This window comes from Curtobacterium flaccumfaciens (assembly GCF_018598405.1).
GTDB classification, from domain to species: Bacteria; Actinomycetota; Actinomycetes; order Actinomycetales; family Microbacteriaceae; genus Curtobacterium; species Curtobacterium aurantiacum.
In genome coordinates this window covers 22,844-39,382 of sequence record NZ_JAHEWS010000030.1, presented here as the reverse complement: position 1 = coordinate 39,382, position 16,539 = coordinate 22,844, and the positions used below count along the sequence as shown (strand labels likewise).

15 protein-coding genes are annotated in these 16,539 nt (G+C 71.3%); 4 read left to right on the top strand and 11 right to left on the bottom strand.

All coding sequences use genetic code 11. The annotated features are described in order from the left end of the window. Window positions 1-47 precede the first annotated feature (47 nt). Window positions 48-1,070 carry a non-homologous end-joining DNA ligase gene (gene ligD / locus KK097_RS15860; protein WP_214545398.1) on the top strand — a complete coding sequence of 341 codons (1,023 nt, stop codon included), beginning with the start codon at window positions 48-50 and terminating at the stop codon, window positions 1,068-1,070. 32 nt (window positions 1,071-1,102) lie between these two features. Here the strand turns inward: ligD and KK097_RS15855 are convergent, their stop codons facing one another. The 4 genes from KK097_RS15855 to KK097_RS15840 all read right to left on the bottom strand — a co-directional run bounded on the left by KK097_RS15855 (window position 1,103) and on the right by KK097_RS15840 (window position 3,337). Continuing rightward, window positions 1,103-1,246, bottom strand: coding sequence for a hypothetical protein (locus KK097_RS15855; RefSeq protein WP_214530182.1), 144 nt, complete (start codon window positions 1,244-1,246; stop codon window positions 1,103-1,105). After that, window positions 1,243-1,404 (bottom strand): hypothetical protein, encoded by a 162-nt coding sequence (locus KK097_RS15850; RefSeq protein ID WP_214530183.1) that lies wholly within the window; start codon window positions 1,402-1,404, stop codon window positions 1,243-1,245. Before KK097_RS15850 ends, KK097_RS15855 begins: the two co-directional genes overlap by 4 nt. Before the next feature lie 143 nt (window positions 1,405-1,547). Next, the gene (locus tag KK097_RS15845) at window positions 1,548-2,591 is read right to left on the bottom strand and encodes an ATP-dependent DNA ligase (protein WP_214530184.1); all 1,044 of its coding nucleotides are present in this window, start codon (window positions 2,589-2,591) and stop codon (window positions 1,548-1,550) included. Window positions 2,592-2,761: 170 nt separating this feature from the next. Continuing rightward, entirely contained in the window at window positions 2,762-3,337 is a 576-nt protein-coding gene (locus KK097_RS15840; protein ID WP_214545397.1) for a hypothetical protein, read from the bottom strand. 92 nt (window positions 3,338-3,429) lie between these two features. Between KK097_RS15840 and KK097_RS15835 the strand changes: the two genes are divergently transcribed. After that, entirely contained in the window at window positions 3,430-4,473 is a 1,044-nt protein-coding gene (locus tag KK097_RS15835; protein WP_214545396.1) for an MBL fold metallo-hydrolase, read from the top strand. Between the two features lie 21 nt (window positions 4,474-4,494). Here KK097_RS15835 and KK097_RS15830 read toward each other — a convergent pair whose 3' ends face one another. The 3 genes from KK097_RS15830 to KK097_RS15820 form a co-directional block, all read right to left on the bottom strand. Next, window positions 4,495-5,127 carry an FMN-dependent NADH-azoreductase gene (locus KK097_RS15830; protein ID WP_214545395.1) on the bottom strand — a complete coding sequence of 211 codons (633 nt, stop codon included), beginning with the start codon at window positions 5,125-5,127 and terminating at the stop codon, window positions 4,495-4,497. Between the two features lie 142 nt (window positions 5,128-5,269). Continuing rightward, complete coding sequence (locus KK097_RS15825) at window positions 5,270-6,853, bottom strand: putative Ig domain-containing protein (RefSeq protein ID WP_214545394.1); 1,584 nt, start codon at window positions 6,851-6,853, stop codon at window positions 5,270-5,272. Between the two features lie 322 nt (window positions 6,854-7,175). Next, window positions 7,176-8,078 carry a LysR substrate-binding domain-containing protein gene (locus KK097_RS15820; RefSeq protein WP_214545393.1) on the bottom strand — a complete coding sequence of 301 codons (903 nt, stop codon included), beginning with the start codon at window positions 8,076-8,078 and terminating at the stop codon, window positions 7,176-7,178. Between the two features lie 105 nt (window positions 8,079-8,183). On the opposite strand from KK097_RS15820, the gene KK097_RS15815 reads away from it, so the two are divergent. Beyond that, window positions 8,184-11,666, top strand: coding sequence for a proline dehydrogenase family protein (locus tag KK097_RS15815; protein ID WP_214545392.1), 3,483 nt, complete (start codon window positions 8,184-8,186; stop codon window positions 11,664-11,666). 111 nt (window positions 11,667-11,777) lie between these two features. On the opposite strand, the gene KK097_RS15810 is transcribed toward KK097_RS15815, so the two are convergent. Continuing rightward, on the bottom strand, window positions 11,778-12,221 hold the full coding sequence (locus KK097_RS15810; RefSeq protein ID WP_027465203.1) for an acyl-CoA thioesterase: 444 nt from the start codon (window positions 12,219-12,221) through the stop codon (window positions 11,778-11,780). Next, the gene (locus KK097_RS15805; RefSeq protein WP_214530192.1) at window positions 12,218-12,826 is read right to left on the bottom strand and encodes a QsdR family transcriptional regulator; all 609 of its coding nucleotides are present in this window, start codon (window positions 12,824-12,826) and stop codon (window positions 12,218-12,220) included. The genes KK097_RS15810 and KK097_RS15805 overlap by 4 nt, the downstream gene beginning before the upstream one ends. Before the next feature lie 59 nt (window positions 12,827-12,885). On the opposite strand from KK097_RS15805, the gene KK097_RS15800 reads away from it, so the two are divergent. After that, entirely contained in the window at window positions 12,886-14,067 is a 1,182-nt protein-coding gene (locus KK097_RS15800) for an acyl-CoA dehydrogenase family protein (protein WP_214545400.1), read from the top strand. A gap of 99 nt (window positions 14,068-14,166) precedes the next feature. Here the strand turns inward: KK097_RS15800 and KK097_RS15795 are convergent, their stop codons facing one another. Further along, window positions 14,167-15,606 (bottom strand): phytoene desaturase family protein, encoded by a 1,440-nt coding sequence (locus KK097_RS15795; protein ID WP_214545391.1) that lies wholly within the window; start codon window positions 15,604-15,606, stop codon window positions 14,167-14,169. Next, window positions 15,603-16,499, bottom strand: a complete 897-nt coding sequence (locus tag KK097_RS15790) for a UbiA family prenyltransferase (RefSeq protein ID WP_307858421.1) — start codon at window positions 16,497-16,499, stop codon at window positions 15,603-15,605. The genes KK097_RS15795 and KK097_RS15790 overlap by 4 nt, the downstream gene beginning before the upstream one ends. Between the last annotated feature and the right edge of the window lie 40 nt (window positions 16,500-16,539).

Sequence of the window (16,539 nt, the reverse complement as noted above, 5' to 3'; positions counted from 1 at the left end):
GGGTCGGGCTGCGGGCGGGCGGCACGGACGCGTGTAGGTTCCGCTGCATGGCGAGCGAAGCGACGACGGTGCGGGTGCCCGGGCCCGACGGTGACCGCGAGGTCCGGATCAGCAGTCCCTCGCGGGTGCTCTGGCCCGAGGCGGGCATCACGAAGCTCGACCTCGCCGAGTACCTGGTCACGGTGGGCGGCGCCTTCGTCCGGGCGAACGGCGACCGGCCGATCTCGCTGCAGCGGTTCCCCGGCGGTGTCGACGGCGAGCAGTTCTTCTCGAAGAACCCGCCGAAGGGGGCGCCCGACTACGTCCGATCGGTCACGGTGACGTACCCGAGCGCCCGGTCGCACACGCAGCTCGTGATCGACGAACCGGCAGTGGCGGTGTGGGCCGCACAGATGAACACGGTGGTCTTCCATCCGTGGGCCTCTCGTGCCGAGGACAGCGACCACCCGGACCAGCTCCGCATCGACCTCGACCCGCAGCCCGGCACCGACTTCGGCGACACGGTGCCGGTGGCCGAGGAACTCCGGAAGGTCCTCGACGAGGTCGGCCTGACCACCTGGATCAAGACGAGCGGCAACCGCGGCCTGCACGTGTTCGCGCCGATCCGCCCCGAGCACGAGTTCCTCGAGGTGCGGCACGCGGTGATCGCCGCGGCCCGCGAGCTCGAACGCCGCATGCCCGACCGGGTCACGACGGCGTGGTGGAAGGAGGAGCGGGGGCAGCGGATCTTCGTCGACTTCAACCAGGCGAACCGCGACCGCACGATGGCCGGCGCCTACAGCCCCCGGGCCCTGGCACACGCCTCGGTGTCGACGCCGATCACGTGGGACGAACTGCGCACCGCGGACCCGACGGCCTTCACGATCCGCACGGTGCCGGACCGGCTGCGGACCACCGGCGACCCGTGGGAGTCGATGGGGGAGCAGCCGGGCAGCATCGCACCGCTGCTCGAGTGGTGGGAGCGCGACCTGGCGAACGGAGAGGGTGAACTGCCGTTCCCGCCGGACTTCCCGAAGATGCCGGGGGAGCCGCCGCGCGTGCAGCCCTCACGCGCGAAGAAGCCGAGCTGAGGCCGAGCGCTGAGCCGCCGAGCCGCCGAGCCTCAGGCGGCGGAGGAGACGTCCCGCTGGCGATCCGGGTCCTCGACGCGCGTGGTGTGCGTCGGTACGCCGATGCTGGCGGTGTGCAGGCGGGTCAGCCGCGACCACGTGCCACGGTGCACGTCGGTGATGCCGTCGACGATCACGCGCCGAGCCCGATCGTGACGAGCGCGAGTGCCGTGGCGGTCACGCCGGCGATGGCGCTGACGACCGCGCTGAGCTGCAGGACGCGCTGGCGCCGTGCCTCTCGGACTTCTGTGAAGGGGCTCCGCCGAGGGTGGCGGACAAGCGTGCTGGTGCTCATGTCGACCGCTTTCGATCCGGGCATCCGGGCTGGATACCTCGTGCTGCTGAGATCATCCTGGCACGGCTTCACTAGTTCGGCTAACTACTTTTCCCCCAATGTGACAGAACAGCGACAAACGGACACCGCAGTGCGTTCCGTCGTCAGGACAGCACGTCGTTCAGGTCGTAGGCGCTCGGCACCTCGAGCTGCTCGAACCCGCACGACGTCGCCTCGCGGTCGGGCCGCCACCGCTCGAACTGCACGGTGTGCCGGAACCGGTCGCCCTCCATCTGGTCGTACCGGACCTCCAGCACCAACTCCGGCGCCAGCCGGACGAACGACGTGTCGCGACCCGACGAGAACCGCGACCGTTCCCCGTCTCCGGTGACGGGCCTCCCGTCCGCATCGCGGAGCACGACGGGCTCGAGTTCGTCGATCAACGCGGCCCGGCGCTTGTCGGAGAAGGCGGAGACGCCGCCGACCTGGCGGAGCTCGCCGTCCGCGTCGTACAGGCCGACCAGCAGCGACCCGACGCCGGAGCCGCTCTTGTGCACGCGGTAGCCGATGGCGACGACGTCGGCGGTGCGGTGGTGCTTGATCTTGAGCATCGAGCGCTTGTTCGGTTCGTAGGGCCGTGCGCGGGGCTTCGCGACGACGCCGTCGAGCCCGGCGCCCTCGAAGGTGGTGAGCCACTCGCGCGCCTGCTCGACGTCGAGGGTGGTGCGGGTGACGAAGAGCGGGTCCGTCATGGCGTCGCCGAGCTGCTCCAGGCGCTCGCGGCGCTCGTCGAAGGGCAGGTCGAGGAGTTCCTCCCCGTCGACGGCCAGTAGGTCGAAGGCCACGAACTGCGCCGGGGTCTCGACGCTGAGCTTGGCGATCCGCGAGGCCGCCGGGTGGATGCGCTGCGACAGCGCCTCCCAGTCGAGGCGCTCGGCACCGGGCTCGCCGGAGCGCAGGATCACCTCGCCGTCCAGGACGACCGGGTGGTCGAGGCCGCCGAACTGCGCGCGGAACGCCTCGACGAGCTCGGGGAAGTACCGGGTGAGCGGCTTGGCGCCGCGGCTGCCGATCTCGACGTCGTCCCCGTCGATGGTCACGATGCCCCGGAAACCGTCCCACTTCGGTTCGTACCGCAGCCCGCCCTTCGTGCTGTCCGGGTCGGGGACGGTGGCGACGGCCTTGGCGAGCATCGGTGCGATCTCCATGCGTCCTGTCTACTCGCGCGCGTCGGTGGGGCTGTCGGCGCGGTGCGCGCAGCCTGCGCTGACTGCCTGGAGGCCCGTGCTGCGCCCGGTGCGTGTGCTCGGTGAGCAGAAATGGTCGGCCCCAGTGCCCGCACCCGACCATTTCTGCTCACCATGCACCGCAAGCGTGTTCAGTGTCGGCAGTCCGGCTCCATCTCCACCTGCGTGTGCGTGTTGGCGGTGTACGAGCGGCCTTCGGCTTGGTAGTCGATGAAGATGGGTCCTGTCGTACCTGATGTTCCCTTGTCGCGTGACAGGTGGATGGCGAGGTCGAAGTGCTCACCTGCGGGAACGGATCGACCGATCGCGGACCTCGGATCGCCCCATTCCTCCGCCAACGGCCACGACACCGATCCGGTCCTGCTGTACGGGGAGACCGGAACCAACAGGACTTCGTGCGTCGTCACGCCGGTCTGCTCCGGCGTTCTGATGCCGGTGACCACGACGGACGGACCGTTCTCCCTGTCGATTGGGATGCCGATCGAACCATCGAGGCGGGCGCTCTGGCACCAGACAGTGCCGCTGTCGGTGAAGCGCAGCGGTCCGTTCGTCGACGGTGTGCACGAGGTGATCCCGAGCGCGAGGGCCACCGCGAGAGCGGGAACGCCTGCACGTTTCACTTGGTCACCGCCCGGATGGGCGTGCCTTCCCATTGGGACTGTGAACCTGCGCATGGATTCCTCTCGTTGGTGATCGTCGATGACCACGAAGTGAAGCTACTGGAATGACACCGTAAAAACAATGCATTTCACACTGCTACTTCTGCTGTCAAAACCGCAGCGTCGGTAGGGTGGCCGGCGTGACGACCGTGCCCCCTCCGGCAGCGCCGGCCCCGGAACCGATCAGCCCCGTGCAGGCCGCCGCGCTCCGCGACGGCGTGCTGCCGCCCGTCGAGCAGGTCCGGCCGGGCATCTGGACCCTCGCGGTGCCGTTCCGCTTCGGGGTGCCCGACGCCACCCTCGTGTACGTCGTCGAGGGGTCCGACGGCTCGCTCGCGGTGATCGACCCCGGGTGGTCGGCCGACGGCGGACTCGCGGAGCTGCGGGACGGGCTCGCCGCGATCGGACGGTCCCTGGATGACGTGTCGCTCGTGGCCGTCACACACCTGCACGCCGACCACCTGGGCGCCGCGGCCGCGATCCGCCGGGCAACGGGAGCACGGGTGGCGATGCACGGCCTCGAGGTCCGTGCGCTCGAACGGGAGCGTACCGACGCCGAGCGGAACGACGCCGACATCGCGACGTGGGGGCTGCCGGAACACCTGCGCGCCGGGGTCGTCGAGGCGTGGGGCAGCGGTCGCCGGATCGGGATGGGCCGGATCGAGGCGCCGTACGCCGACGTGCTGCTCGAGGACGGCGACCTGCTGCCGATCCCCGGTCGGACGATCCGCACGCTGTGGACTCCGGGGCACACGGCCGGTCACGTGTGCTTCCTCGACGAGGCCGACGGGCTGCTGTTCTCCGGCGACCACGTGTTGCCGCGGATCAACTCCGGCATCGGGCTCGGTGGCCGGACCGACACGAACCCGCTGGGGGACTACCTGGCGTCCTTGGCCCGGCTCGACCCGTACGCCGACCTCGAGGTCTGCCCGGGGCACGAGTACCGGTTCCGCGATGTCGTGACCCGCGCGCAGACCCTGGCCCGGCACCGGGAGGAACGCTCACGCCACGTCGCTGCGGCCCTCGATGCGCTCGACCGCCCGACGCTGTTCGAGGTCGCGGCCCGGGTGCCGTTCAGCGGTGGGATCGAGTCGATGACCGGGTTCCTGCTCGCGAGCGCGCTGACGCAGACGGCCTTCCACGCGGACCTGCTCGGGCGGGCCGACGAGGTGCGGCCCGCCTGACGAGCGCCGCGGCCGCGCGGGTCAGCCGAGCGTCGTCGCCAGGCGCTCGATGGTCGTCTTCGCGTCCGCGAACTCCGCGGCGGCGTGGTCGGCCAGCGGTGCGAGGTCCGGCAGCCGGTCGGCCAGGGTCGCGCTGACGGTGATCGGGTACAGCTTCATGCCGAGCGCGGTGCCGAGCACGATGTGCAGGACGGGGGAGCCGTGGTCCCAGCCCTCGGTCGGAGTGCCGGCGTCGTAGGTCGCGCCGCGGCTCACCACGGTGACGACGGGGCGTCCGGCCAGGGGCTGCACGCCGCCGGTCAGGATGCCGGGCACGTGGATGCGGTCGATCCAGGCCTTCAGGGTCGACGGCATCGTGTAGTTGTACAGCGGCGCACCCACCACGACGACGTCGGCGGCCAGGAGCTCGTCGATGACCTCTTGACGCAGGGCCTCGGCCTCGGGCGTGACGGTCTCCTCAGCGGTGCGGTCGGCGGCTGCCCAGTGCAGCGCCGAGCTCTCCAGGTGGGGGAGCTGGTCGACGTGCAGGTCCCGTCGGACGACCGTGTACTCCGGGCCGCGGGCTCGCCAGGCGTCGGCGAAGGCCGCGGTCAGTGCGCGCGAGCGGGAGTAGGACAGGTCGGCCGAGGAGTCGATGTGCAGCAGCGTGGGCATGTCGCCAACGCTACCGGCGCGGACCCGGCCGGGCGCGGATGCGGAACGGCCCCGCCTGCTCCGGTGAGGGAGCAGGCGGGGCCGTCACGGGCCTCCCGTCCGCCGCGCGGGTACGCGACGAACGGGAGACGTCTTCAGGGGGTCAGCGCTGCGCGCGACGACGGCGCGCGAAGCGGGCACCGATCAGGCCGGCACCGGCGACGAGCAGGCCGAGGGCCCACGGCAGTGCGTCGGTGGAGTCCGAGCCGGTGTAGGCGAGCTGACCGCCGGTGTTGACCGGGGCGACCGGGGCCGCTGCCGGCGCGACCGGGGTCGGGTCAGCGATGCCGGCGACCGCGGTCGGCTGGACGTCCACGGCGAACGACGTGGCGAACTCGCCCGCTGCGACGGTCAGGTTGTGGATGGAGGCGTGTGGGAACGTGACGCCGACGAGGCCGAAGTCACCGAGCTCGGGGTCGGGTGCGATCACGTCGCTGGCGACGTCGGACGTCACGGTCGGCAGCTCGGGCGTCTCGTTGTCGAAGCCGCCCATCGGGTTGCCGAAGCGGTCCACGAGGCCGCCCTGGATGATGAGCGTCCCTCCCTGCTTGATGGTCGGACGGCCGCCGATCTGGAAGTCGTCCTCGCCGAGGGTGTAGATGCTGCCGTCGGGCTCGATGATCCAGGAGGTGCGGTCCTCGTCGCTTTCGTCGCCCTCGTCGAACAGGCCGGCGCGATCGGTCGTGTAGACCAGGACACCGATCGGGTCCGCGGCCTCGACGGTCATCGAGACGTACTGCGTGACCGACTCGGTGCCGCTCGTCGCGGTGACGGCGAACTCGTAGTCCAGCGCCAGGGTCGCGGTGCCACTGAGCTCACCGGTCGAGGCGTCGAAGGTCAGGTCGTAGGGGAGCTGGTCCTCGGGGGCCGTCTGGTCTTCCGGGAACTCCTCCGCGTAGTCGGCGTCCTCGTCGTAGAACCAGGACAGGCTGTACGTCGGCTCCGGGAAGCCCTGCGCACGGAAGGTGTGCGAGAAGGCGTCGCCAGCGGCGGTGTTCAGCTCGAGCGGGCTGTCCTGCGTGGCGCCGGCCTTCGTGGGCTGGCCGTCCTCACCGAGGAACACCGGGGTCTGCGACACGGCCGCGGTCGCGGCAGAGGTGACGGTCGACGTCTCGGTCGCGCCGGGCAGCGTGCCGGTCACGGCGACCGCGATGGTCTTGCGCACGTCGGTGGGGTCGACGACGTAGCTCGCGCCCTTCGACAGGACGTTGCCGTCCTGGTCGGTCCAGGAGTACTTGTACCCCGCCTCGTCGTCGAAGCCGGTGACGACGGCGACGAGTCGGGTGCCGACCTTCGCCGTGCCCTCGATGGTGACGGTGGCGTCGGCGGCCTTCGTGGAGACGTCCGGCTTCGGGGTCTCGGTCGGCTTCGGGGCCTCGGTGGCGGCCGGCGCGGTGGTCTCCGGAGCGACGGGCTCGTCGGTGGCCTCCGGGGTCGGTGCCGCCGGGGTCTCCTCGGCCGGAGCCGGGGTCTCGGGCGTGCTCTCGGCGGGCGGGTCCGTCGGCGTGGGCGTCTCGTTGCCGTCGACCGGGGCCGGCGACTCGGCCGTGATCGGCTGCGTCGTGTCGAGCGTCTCGGCGTTGGCGGCCGTCGCGGTCATGATGCCGAGGCCGGTGGTCAGACCGACGAGGGCGACGGTGGTGCCGACGGCGCAGGCGCGTCGAACGGTGGAGGTGCTGCGATGCACGGGTTCCCCCAGGGATTCGGTCCGGGCTGCACGCCCGGATCATGTGAATTTGCCGAGAATGTCGGCGTTCTCGGATCGTAGCGGGATGACGTTGCCGATCCGGGCCGATTGATCGGAATGTGACCCGGGTTGGGGGTGCATGCGGGAAACCGCCTGACCCCCGCAGGCCGCGGCCCGCCATGTGGCGCGCTGTGACGGACGGGAGGCACGGTGCGGGCCCGCACCGCGCCTCCCGTCCGTCCGGTGTCGCGTTTCAGGCGCGGCCGAGCGTGCGGACGCCCAGGCGACCCGGTGCCACCGCACCGGGCATCGCGAGGGCGGATCAGTCGCCGACCGCGGCTGCGGCGCGCTCGAGCGCGTCGCGGAGTGCGCGGACCGCCGGGGACGACGACCCCGCGGACCGCACCACGGTGAAGATCGTGCGTCGGGGACCCTCCGGCAGCTCGAGCAGCCGACAGGTCGTCGTCCGGCCGGTCCACATCAGGTCGGGCATCAGGCTGACGGCGTTGCCGGACTCGACCAGGCGGATCTGCGTCTGCAGGTCGGCGGTCTCGTACCGGACGTCGGGCTCGAAGCCCCAGCGCCGGCAGACCTGCTCGGCGAAGTGCCGCGACGCGGTGCCGCGGGGTTCCATCACCCAGGGCATGGTGCGGGCGTCCTCGAGCGACGACACCGGCAGCAGGGCCGTGTCGAGCGGGGGCAGGGCGAGCCGGACGGCGTCGGTCGTCAGGTCGGAGCGGTCGAGCCCCGGCAGGTGCGGAGCGGCGTGGGCCGGGTACTGCTCGGCGATGACCATGTCGAAGTCGCGCGCCCACGTCTCGTTCAGCGCGGTCTCCGGTTCGCGCTGGACCATCTCGACCCGGACGTCCGGGTGCTCCGTGGCCATCTCGTGCAGGGCGCTCGGCATCAGCGCGAGTGCCGCCGACTGGAACACTGCGACCCGCACGCGACCCTGCACGGACGACAGGGTGTCCTCGACCTGTGACTGCGCGTGCTCGAGGACGTCGAGCACCTGGCCCGCCGCAGCGACCAGCACCTCGGCCTGCGGGGTGAGCTGCAGCCGTCGCCCGGCCTTGCGGAGGAGCTGCACGCCGGCCTCCCGCTCCAGGGCACTCAGCTGCTGCGAGACCGCCGACGGGGTGAAGTTCACCGCTTCGGCGACGGCCGCGATCGTGCCGCGGATGGACAGCTCACGGAGGAGCACGAGACGACGGACGTCGAGCATGGTCCGACGCTAGCCGGGTCACGACCGGAACGGTAGCGCAACTGAAGGGTATCCATCAGGAACGCTCACTTCCGCTACCGCATCCCGGACCTCCACACTGAACCCATGACGACGCTGCACGAGGACTCCGCCATCGACCACGACGCCCTGGCGGACCAGTCCGTCGCGCTCGTCCGCCAGTGGCTCGCCGAGGCCGAGTCCTACCCGGTCGACGGCTCGGCGAAGCAGCTGGCCGGCGTGCTCGCCGACCCCGCCGGACTCGACTTCGCCGTCGGGTTCGTCGACGGCGTCGTGCGGCCGGAAGACCTCGCGGTCGCCGCCCGCAAGCTCCGCCAGATCGCCCCGGACGCCCCCGGGTTCCTGCCCGCCGCGCTCCGCGGACTCGTCCGGCTCGGCGGTGGCATGGCCCCGATGCTGCCGAACGTCGTCGTCCCCATCGCCCGACGGGTGCTCCGCAACATGGTCGGCCACCTCATCGTCGACGCGACCGACTCCAAGCTCGGCCCGGCCATCGCCGGCATCAAGCGCGACGGCGTCCGCCTCAACGTCAACCTGCTCGGCGAGGCCGTGCTGGGCGAGCGCGAAGCCGCCCGCCGACTCGAGGGCACGCACAAGCTCCTGGCCCGCGACGACGTCGACTACGTCTCCATCAAGGTGTCCTCGACCGTGCACCCGCACTCGCCGTGGGCGTTCGACCACGCGGTGGGCGACATCGTCGAACAGCTCCGACCGCTCTTCCAGCGTGCCGCAGCCGCCAGCCCGGCCAAGTTCATCAACCTCGACATGGAGGAGTACAAGGACCTCGACCTCACCATCGCGGTCTTCACGAAGCTCCTCGACGAGCCCGAGTTCCTCGACCTGGAAGCCGGCATCGTGCTGCAGGCGTACCTGCCCGACGCACTCGCCGCGATGCAGGAGCTGCAGGAGTGGTCCGCCGCCCGCCGTGCCCGTGGCGGTGCCGGCATCAAGGTCCGTCTGGTCAAGGGCGCGAACCTGCCGATGGAGCAGGTCGAGGCCTCGGTGCACGGCTGGCCGCTCGCCACCTGGCACACGAAGCAGGACTCGGACACCAACTACAAGCGCGTCCTCGACTGGGCGCTCACCCCGGACCGCATCGCGAACGTCCGCGTCGGCGTCGCGGGGCACAACCTGTTCGACGTCGCGCACGCCTGGCTGCTCGCCGGCGAACGCGGCGTGCGGGACGGCATCGAGTTCGAGATGCTGCTCGGCATGGCGCAGGGGCAGGCGTCGGCTGTGAAGAACACCGTCGGTTCGCTCCTGCTCTACACGCCGGTCGTCCACCCGGGCGAGTTCGACGTCGCGATCGCCTACCTGATCCGTCGTCTGGAGGAGGGCGCGTCGCAGGACAACTTCATGTCCGCGGTCTTCTCGCTGGTGTCCTCGCCGCCGCTGTTCGCCCGCGAAGAGGAACGCTTCCGCGCCTCCCTGGTGCCGCTCGCGACCCCCGAAGGGCTCGAAGCCCCGGCGTCGCACCGCGTCGCCGACCGGTACGCCGCCGTCGGCCGCCCCGGCCCCGGCCACTTCGAGAACACCCCGGACAGCGACCCCTCGGTCGGCGCCGTCCGCGCCTGGGGCGACGCCATCACCGCACGGGTCGCCTCGTCGACGCTCGGCGTCCGTGCCGTCCAGGAGGCCCGGGTCGACTCCGCCACGGCGCTCGACTCCGCGCTCGGCCGCGCCAAGGCCGCCGGTGCGGTCTGGGGGACCTGGTCCGGTGGCGCGCGTGGTGCCGTGCTGCACGCCGTCGGCGACGCGCTCGAGGCGAACCGTGCCGCCCTCATCGAGGTCATGGCGTCGGAGACCGGCAAGACCATCGACCAGGCCGACCCCGAGGTGTCCGAGGCGATCGACTTCGCGCACTTCTACGGCACCCTGGCGTCGTCGCTCGACGAGGTCGACGGAGCGACGTTCACCCCGGCCGAGCTGACGCTGGTCGCGCCGCCGTGGAACTTCCCCGTCGCGATCCCCGCTGGGTCCACCCTCGCCACGCTGGCAGCCGGGTCGGCCGTCGTGCTGAAGCCCGCGCCGCCCGCGGAGCGCTCCGGTGCCGTGCTCGCCTCGATCATCGAGACCGCGCTCGACGCCCACGGCGCCCCGGCCGACGTGCTCGCGTTCCTGCAGGTGTCGGAGAACGACCTCGGCCAGCAGCTCATCACCTCGCCGATGGTCGACCAGGTCATCCTCACCGGTGCCTACGAGACGGCCGAGCTGTTCCGTTCGTTCCGCCCCGACCTGCCGCTGCTCGCCGAGACCTCGGGCAAGAACGCCGTCATCGTCACGCCGTCGTCCGACCTCGACCTCGCCGTGAAGGACGTCGTCGCATCGGCCTTCGGGCACGCCGGGCAGAAGTGCTCGGCCGCGTCCCTCGTCGTCATGGTCGGCTCGGTCGCCAAGTCGAAGCGGTTCCGGAACCAGCTGCTCGACGCCGTGTCCTCGCTCACGGTGGGCTACCCGACCGACGCGGCGACCCAGATGGGCCCGGTCATCGAGCCGGCGTCGGGCAAGCTGCTCGACGGCCTGACGAAGCTCGGCGCGGGGGAGTCCTGGGCGGTCGAGCCGAAGCAGCTCGACGAGACCGGCAAGCTCTGGAGCCCGGGCGTCCGACAGGGTGTCCGCCGCGGCTCGGAGTTCCACCGCACCGAGTACTTCGGCCCGATCCTCGGCATGATGACCGCGGACTCGCTCGACGAGGCGATCGACATCGTCAACGAGGTCGACTACGGCCTGACCTCGGGCCTGCACTCGCTCGACCCGGCCGAGATCGGCACGTGGTTGTCGCGGATCCAGGCGGGCAACCTCTACGTCAACCGCGGCATCACGGGCGCCATCGTCCGCCGCCAGCCGTTCGGCGGGTGGAAGAAGTCGGCCGTGGGCGCCGGCACGAAGGCCGGCGGGTTGAACTACCTGCTCGGGCTCGGGTCGTGGACGCCTGCACCGGCGGTCGCCGCGTCCGGTGTCGCCGTTTCGGGTCCGGTCTCGGCGTTCGCCCGGGCTGCCGAGGTCGCTTCGCCGATGCTCGACCGTGCGCTGGCGTCCGACGAGCGGGCGTGGTCGACGCTGTTCGGCACCGCGACGGACGTCTCGGCACTCTCCGCCGAGCGGAACATCGCCCGGTACCTGCCGTTCCCGTCGGTGCAGGTGCGGCTGGCCGCGGTTGCCGACCCGGACACAGACACGGACGCCTCGGTGGTCGAGCTCGTCCGCGTCGTCGCCGCTGCGCTCCGTGCCGGCACGACGATCGACGTCTCCACGGCCGCGACGCTGCCGTCGTCCGTCGCCGCGGCGATCCGTTCACTGCCGATCGTCCGCTCGCTGTCGCAGACGGTGTCCGACGCGGCCTTCGCGAGCTCGGTCGCCTCGGGTCCCTCCACCCGCGTGCGGCTCATCGGCGGCGACACCTCGGCGCTGTACTCGGCCGTCGGTGGTCGTCCGGACGTCGCGGTCTACGGCGGCCCGGTGACCGAGGCCGGGCGGCTCGAGATCCTGCCGTTCGTCCGCGAGCAGGCGGTGTCGATCACGGCGCACCGCTTCGGCACGCCGAACCACCTGACGGACGACCTGATCTGACCCGGACCGCGGCGCTGGCGTTCGGGTCCGGCGCCGCTCGCACAACCGAAGTGCCCCCGAACCGCGTGATCGCGTGGTTCGGGGGCACTTCGGTTCTGCGGAGGGTCCTGGTCAGTCGGCGACGGCGGGCTGCTGCGCGACCATCGAGCCGGTCACGAGCTCGCGGAGTTCGGCGGGCAGCGGGATCGGGCGGCGGGCGCCCTCGCGGTCGATGATGACGTGCACGAACTCACCCGTGGCGAGCAGGGCGCCGTCCGACTGCCGGAACAGGCCGAACTCCCACGACAGGCTCGTGGTGCCGAGGTGCTTCGAGCGCATCCCGACCTCGATGACGTCCGGCCAGACGGCGGACTCGACGAACCGGCAGCTCGACGACACCAGCACGGCGATCCACTCCGACGAGAACGGGTCGAGCCCGGCGACCTCGCGGAACCAGTACGTCGACGCGTTGTCCATCGCCGAGTAGTAGATCGTGTTGTTGACGTGCCCGAACATGTCGTTGTCGTTCCACCTGGTGGGGTAGGTGCGGCGGAACGGGTACTCGTCGATGGTCATCGGTCTCCGATCGGTGGTGCGGGTGTGGCGTGCACCGCGTCGGGCCGCAGGACGTACTCGAACGCCGCACGGGCTCGATCGGGATCAGGGGTCTCGCCGGAGATGAACTCGGCGTAGGTGAACGACTCGGAGATCCGGACGAGCAGCCGTGCGAGCTCCTCAGCCGACAACGGTGCCGGATCGAACGTACCGGACGACGCCTGCTGCTCGATGAGTGCGGTGACCCGGGCCACGAACCGGCTCTGCACGTCGCTCTCCGAGGTGGTGAGCAGGCGCATCGCCCGAGCGGGTTCGCGGGTCAGGAACGCCCGGAAGTACGGGGCCTCGATGAGGTCCGCGGTGAACCGGTCGAGCACGACGACGAGCCGGGCTGCTCCGGTCGCCCCGATCTCGTCGGCGACGTGGGTGGCCCCGTCGAGTGTCGGGACTGCGAGGGACCACAGGATCTCGGACAGCAACCGGTCACGGTTGCCGACCCACCGGAACAGCGACGTGCGGTCCACGCCGAGCGAGGCAGCCAACGCCCCCATGTCGATCCGCGAGCCGGCGATGAAGGTGTGGCGGGCCTCCCGGAAGGCGCGCAGCGCAGAGTCTGATGTGTACACGCGGTCCTCCCTTGCAACGTTTTCGAGAATGATGCATCGTGGTTCCCATGTCAACGACGATGCCCGCGACGCCCCTGCTCGAATCGGACTTCTACGGCTTCCAGCAGCAGCTCACCGAGCAGGAGCGCGGGTCGCTCGGGCAGCTCCGGCAGTACCTCGAGCAGGAGGTCCGACCCATCGCCGACGAGTACTGGGCGCGTGCCGAGTTCCCGATGCAGGTGATCGCGCCGCTCGCCGAGCTCGGCATGTACGGGCCGGGCGTCCCGCTCGTGCGCCAGTTCGAGAACTCGGCCGTGTACCGCGGCTGGGCGGCCCTCGAACTCGGTCGCGTCGACGCGAGCGTCGCCACCTTCATCGGCGTGCAGTCCGGCCTGGCGATGAACTCGATCGCGGTCGCCGGCAGTGACGAGCAGCAGCGTGAGTGGCTGCCGCGGATGGCCGCCGGCGAGATCGTCGGGGCGTTCGGGCTCACCGAGCCGTACTCCGGCAGCGACTCCGCAAAGGGCCTGCGCACCACCGCCCGACGCGAGGGTGACGAGTGGGTGCTCGACGGCGAGAAGCGCTGGATCGGCAACGCCACCTTCGCCGACGTCGTCGTGATCTGGGCGAAGGACGTCGAGGACGGCCAGGTCAAGGGCTTCCTCGTGACCACCGACACCGCGGGCTTCACCGCGACCAAGATCGAGGACAAGATCGCGCTGCGCGGCGTGCAGAACGCCGATATCGTCATGCAGGACGTCCGGGTGCCCGAGTCGCGTCGGCTGCAGAACGCGACGTCGTTCCGCTCGACGGCCGAGGTGCTCCGCCTGACCCGCACCGAGGTGGCCTGGCAGGCCGTCGGCATCGCGGTCGGTGCGTACGAGGCCGCCCTGGCCTACGCCCGCGAGCGGATCCAGTTCGGCAAGCCGATCGCGGCGCACCAGCTCGTGCAGGACCTGCTCGTCAAGTCGCTGTCGAACATCACGGCCTCGATCGCGCTCTGCACGCAGGCCTCGGCCATGCAGGACGCCGGGGTCGGGGGCGACGAGCACTCGGCGATGGCCAAGGCGTTCGCCACCGCGAAGATGCGTGAGACCGTCGCCTGGTGCCGCGAGGTGCAGGGTGGCAACGGCATCGTGCTCGACAAGGGCGTCGCACGGTTCTTCGCCGATGCCGAGGCGATCTACTCGTACGAGGGCACGCGCGAGGTCAACACCCTGATCGTCGGGCGGGCGATCACCGGGCAGGCCGCGTTCGTGTAGCGGCCGGCCGGTCTCGCGCGGGTCGCTGGTTCGTGTCGGGCCGTGTCGCGCGGGTCGCTGGTTCGTGTCGGGCCGTGTCGCGCGGGTCGCTGGTTCGTGTCAGGCCGGTGTCGACTTGAGCAGCCGGTTCACCGCGATCATCGCGCCACCCACCACCGCCGGGACGCCGCCGCCGGGGTGCACCGACGCGCCGACCCGCCACAGCCAGGGCCGCCAGCGGTCGTTGTACGAGGGGCGGTGGAACGGCCCGCTCAGCCACGGCGGACGTGCCGCTCCGTAGAGCGCACCGTGTGGTTCGCCGCCCTCGCCGTAGTACTGCGGATCGAGCACGACCTGCTCGTCGAGCAGGTCGGTGAGGGGCCCGTCGAGTCCCATCGCGCGGGAGACACGGTCGACCTCGCGCTGCACGAAGGGGTGCTCCGCCGTGTAGTGACCGCCGTCGGCCGGAGCGGTGAGCAGGATCCCGACGGTGCTGCGCGGGTTCGGGTACACCTCGCCCGCGCGGTACTGGTTGACGAACACCATGGTGTCGGCCGGCTCGTCGCCGGCCTCGAGGCTCCGGTGCAGTGCGGCGGGCTTCGTCGGGAGCACCACGCTGTGCGCCGCGAGGTCCGCCGGCAGCTCCTGGCGGAGGACGCCGTACAGCGCGACGGCCGAGCAGGAGAGGGTGCGGGGGCGCAGGCGGGGGAGCGGTGGGATCCGCGACGGACCCGTCAGCGTGGTGAGCCGGTCGGCGTCCACGGCGCTGACGACGAGGTCGGCCGGGTACCGGCTGGCATCGGTGGTGACCCACCCGCGCTCGATGCGGGTGACGGTCTCGCCGGTGCGCACCTCGGCTCCGGCGGCCTCGGCCAGCCGGCCCAGCGCGAGCACGATCTCGTAGATCCCGCCGCGCGGCACCCAGGCGCCGGTCTCCGCCATGATCGCCGGCATGCTCGCGTAGAGGGCGGGGGTGCGTGCAGGCGAGACGCCCGCGTTGAGGGTGTGGATCGCGATGATCTCGCGCAGTCCGTCCGGCAGCCACGGCAGGCCGTCCAGGTAGGCGCGCGTCGTGAGACGCGAACCGTAGACGGCCAGCAGTCGACGGAGCGCCGGGAGGGCCGCGCGGTCGAGGGGGTCGGCGAGCAGCAACTCGGTCACGTCATCGGCGAGGGGCGCGTGCAGGTCCGAGAACCGGCGCCAGGCGGGGTACCACGGGTGGTCGGGCGCCACCGGCAGCGAGGTCTCCTCGCCGTCGTGGTAGTAGCGACCGACCTCGGGCATCCGAACCAGGTCGAGGTGACCGTCATCGCGAGTGCGCTCGGGTGCGCCCGCGCCCGCACCGTCGCCGAGTCGCCGCAGCAACTCGTCCCACACGGCGGGGAACGTCATCAACGACGGGCCGGTGTCGATCCGGTCCGCACCCAGATGGATGCGCCGGCTCTTGCCGCCGAGCTCGGCGGAGGATTCGAGCAGGGTGACCCGGTGCCCAGCGTGTGCGAGCAGCGCGGCGGCGGTCAGTCCGCCGATCCCGCCCCCGACCACGACGATGCGGCTCACGAGCGGCCTCCCAGCACGATCGACACCATGAGGAGCACCCCGGCGAACGAGCCCGCGATGTACGGGAAGGCGACCGACAGACGGTAGAGGCGGTGACCGGTCTCCGGCGTCGGCTCGCGCAGCAGGGACACCACGAGGATGCCGGCGATGAGCAGGTTGACGGCGGCCACGGGCACGCTCACCACGGCGAAGAGTGCCGTGGAGACGATCCACCAGGACCCGCTCCACCATGCCGTCCCGCGCGCGCCGAGTCGGACCGCGGTGGTGGTGATGCCCGCATCGCGGTCCTCCACGATGTCCTGCACCGCGTCGAAGGCGTGCTTCGCAACGCTCCACGCCATCAGGCCGAGGGCGGCCGGCCACACCGGGGTGACCGAGAGTGCCGCGGGGACGATGACCAGCGGCAGCGCGTACGCGGCGTTGCTCAGCGAGTCGAGGAACGGCCGCGCCTTGAAGCGCAGCGGCGGTGCGGAGTAGAAGACGAAGACACCCGCGTAGAGCAGGATCACCGCGTTCGCGAGCGGCGGCAGTGCGATGGAGAAGTAGACGAGGAACGGGACGTTCACGACCGCGACGGCCCAGGCGATGAGCCGCACCTCGGACTGTCGGATCCTGGCACCCTCGATCGATCCCTTGCGGGGGTTGGCCGCGTCGGTGTCCTGGTCGTAGATGTCGTTGACGCCGTAGATGAGCAGGTTGAACGGCAGGGTGAGCCACAGGATGAGCGGCAGTGCCCGCACGTCGAACAGCGCTCCGGTGAGCCACACGGCAACGAGCCCGGAGCCGATGGTGTTGATCCACAGCACCGGTCGCGAGATCAGCAGGAGCCGGCGCACGGCCGGTCCGATCCTGGACGGCGCGGTGCGCGGCATTCGCTCGAGGCCGTCAGTCACCGGCCCGAGCGTACCCGGCCGACGGTGACGCCGGACGCCG